Here is a 2,746-nt window from a genome sequence, read left to right on the forward strand (position 1 = left end):
ACCCGCTCCGCCCGGTCCCGCAGCACCGGCACCAGCGAGCCCGCCGCCGCGTCCGGCCGGCGCTCCCGCACCACGACATGGGCCGCCAGGTCACGGGTCAGCCAGCCTTCGCAGAGCGTGGGGGCGTCCGGACCGGCCGCCTCCAACAGGTCGGCGAGCAGAAGTCGTTCACGTGTGGCATGGGTCGACATGCCCGCCAGCGTACGACCGCCGCGCCCCGTCCGCCCAGTGGACACCGTCCCGGACCCCCCTTCCCGCCACGGCACAATGGCGCCATGAGCAGCAATCTCGACCCGGCCGTGGCCGCCCGGCTCAAGCGCAGCCCCGACGGACTCCTCCCCGCCATCGCCCAGCAGTACGACACCGGCGAGGTGCTGATGCTCGGCTGGATGGACGACGAGGCCCTCCACCGCACCCTCACCACCGGCCGCTGCACCTACTGGTCGCGCAGCCGCCAGGAGTACTGGGTCAAGGGCGACACCTCCGGCCACGTCCAGCACGTCAAGGCCGTCGCGCTGGACTGCGACGCCGACACGATCCTCGTCAAGGTCGACCAGATCGGCGCCGCCTGCCACACCGGCACGCGCACCTGCTTCGACACCGACGTGCTCCTCGCGGCCGAGTAGGGTCTGGCGCCATGGATCTCGACACCTTCCGCAAGCTGGCGGCCGACCGCCGCGTCATCCCCGTCAGCCGCAGGCTCCTCGCGGACGGCGACACCCCGGTCGGGCTCTACCGCAAGCTCGCCGCCGAACGCCCCGGCACCTTCCTCCTCGAATCCGCGGAGAACGGCCGCAGCTGGTCCCGCTACTCCTTCATCGGGGTCCGCAGCGACGCCACCCTCACGGTGAAGGACGGCGAGGCCCACTGGCTCGGCACCCCGCCCGTCGGCGTCCCCGTCGACGGCGACCCCCTCCAGGCCCTGCGTGCCACCGTCGAGACCCTGCACACGCCGCGCGACCTCGCGAGCGGCATGCCCCCGTTCACCGGCGGCATGGTCGGCTACCTCGGCTACGACATCGTGCGCCGCCTGGAGCGCATCGGCGAGCACGCCCGCGACGACCTGGAGCTCCCCGAGCTCACCATGCTCCTCACCAGCGACCTCGCCGTCCTGGACCACTGGGACGGCACGGTCCTGCTGATCGCCAACGCGATCAACCACAACGACCTGGAGACCGGCGTCGACGAGGCGTACGCCCACGCCGTCGCCCGCCTGGACGCGATGGAGGCCGACCTGGCCCGTCCCGTCGCGAGCACCCCCGCCACCCTGCCCGCCTCCGAGCTGCCGGAGGTCTCGGCCCTCTGGGGCGGCCCGGCCTACCAGGAGGCCGTCGAGGACATCAAGGAGCGCATCCGGGCCGGCGAGGCCTTCCAGGTGGTGCCCTCCCAGCGCTTCGAGACCCCCTGCACCGCCTCCGCCCTGGACGTCTACCGGGTCCTGCGGGCCACCAACCCGTCCCCGTACATGTACCTCTTCCGCTTCGAGAACGGCTTCGACGTCGTGGGCTCCAGCCCCGAGGCCCTGGTGAAGGTCGAGGACGGGCAGGCGATGCTCCACCCCATCGCCGGCACCCGCCACCGCGGCGCCACCCCGCAGGAGGACCACGACCTCGCCGAGGAGCTGCTCGCCGACCCCAAGGAGCGCGCCGAGCACCTCATGCTGGTCGACCTCGGCCGCAACGACCTCGGCCGGGTCTGCGAGCCCGGCTCCGTCGAGGTCGTCGACTTCATGTCGATCGAGCGCTACTCCCACGTCATGCACATCGTGTCCACGGTGACCGGCCGGGTCGCCGAGGGCAGGACCGCCTTCGACGTGCTCACCGCCTGCTTCCCGGCCGGCACGCTCTCCGGGGCGCCCAAGCCCCGCGCGATGCAGATCATCGAGGAGCTGGAGCCCTCCCGGCGCGGTCTGTACGGCGGGTGCGTCGGCTACCTGGACTTCGCCGGCGACTCCGACACCGCCATCGCCATCCGTACCGCCCTGCTGCGCGGCGGCACGGCATACGTGCAGGCGGGAGCCGGTGTGGTCGCCGACTCCGACCCGCTCGCCGAGGACAACGAGTGCCGCAACAAGGCCGCCGCCGTCCTCCGTGCCGTCCACACCGCCAACCGGATGACCACCACCGGCTGAACCGGCCGGGAGGGACGTAAGGGATAGTGGGGTACGTGAGTGCTGTACCCGTACCCCAGCCCCGAGCCGCCCGCGCGGCCGTCACCCCCGGCGGCAGCAGGCGCAGCCTGGCCGCCGCCCTCCTCCTCGGCGCCCTCGGAGCCACCGTCGTACTGCTCTCCTCGGGCCAGATCTGGGCGGAGGGCACGGCGTCCGTCGGCGGCGGCACCGTCCCCGTGGAGGCCCAGGGCGGCACCGTCACCGGCGTCCCCACCGCCCTCGCCATCGTCGGCCTCGCCGCGCTGGTCGCCGTCTTCGCCGTCCGCCGCGCCGGCCGCACCCTGGTCGCCGCGCTCCTCGCGCTGAGCGGCGCCGGCGCCGCCCTGTCGGCGGTCCTCGGCGCCTCCGACCGCGCCGCCCTCGACGCCGAGGCCGCCCGCATCAGCGGCGACACCGCCGCCGCCGTGGCCGGCCTCACCCACACCGCCTGGCCGTACGTCACCGCCGGCGGCGCCGTCCTCATCCTGCTCGCCGGGATCGTCGCGCTGCGCTTCGGCACCAGCTGGCCGGCGATGGGCGGCCGGTACGAGCGGGCCGCCGGACCCCGCGCCGCCCGCACGGCGCGCCCGGCCGACC

At 74.2% G+C, this 2,746-nt stretch carries 4 protein-coding genes; 3 read left to right on the plus strand and 1 reads right to left on the minus strand.

The window, feature by feature from the left end:
• Nucleotides 1-191 (minus strand): maleylpyruvate isomerase N-terminal domain-containing protein (locus tag RIF68_RS33485; RefSeq protein WP_309055235.1); only part of this gene is annotated, 191 nt, incomplete at its 3' end.
• Between the two features lie 84 nt (nucleotides 192-275).
• On the opposite strand from RIF68_RS33485, the gene hisI reads away from it, so the two are divergent.
• From hisI to RIF68_RS33500, 3 genes are all read left to right on the plus strand, one after another.
• On the plus strand, nucleotides 276-626 hold the full coding sequence (gene hisI, locus RIF68_RS33490; RefSeq protein WP_309055236.1) for a phosphoribosyl-AMP cyclohydrolase: 351 nt from the start codon (nucleotides 276-278) through the stop codon (nucleotides 624-626).
• An 11-nt stretch (nucleotides 627-637) separates the two neighbouring features.
• Complete coding sequence (locus RIF68_RS33495) at nucleotides 638-2,131, plus strand: anthranilate synthase component I (RefSeq protein ID WP_309055237.1); 1,494 nt, start codon at nucleotides 638-640, stop codon at nucleotides 2,129-2,131.
• A gap of 26 nt (nucleotides 2,132-2,157) precedes the next feature.
• On the plus strand, nucleotides 2,158-2,746 hold a 589-nt coding region (locus RIF68_RS33500), incomplete at its 3' end, for a TIGR02234 family membrane protein (RefSeq protein WP_309055238.1).

The sequence above is a fragment of the Streptomyces sp. genome, from assembly GCF_031178505.1.
GTDB lineage: Bacteria > Actinomycetota > Actinomycetes > Streptomycetales > Streptomycetaceae > Streptomyces > Streptomyces gulbargensis.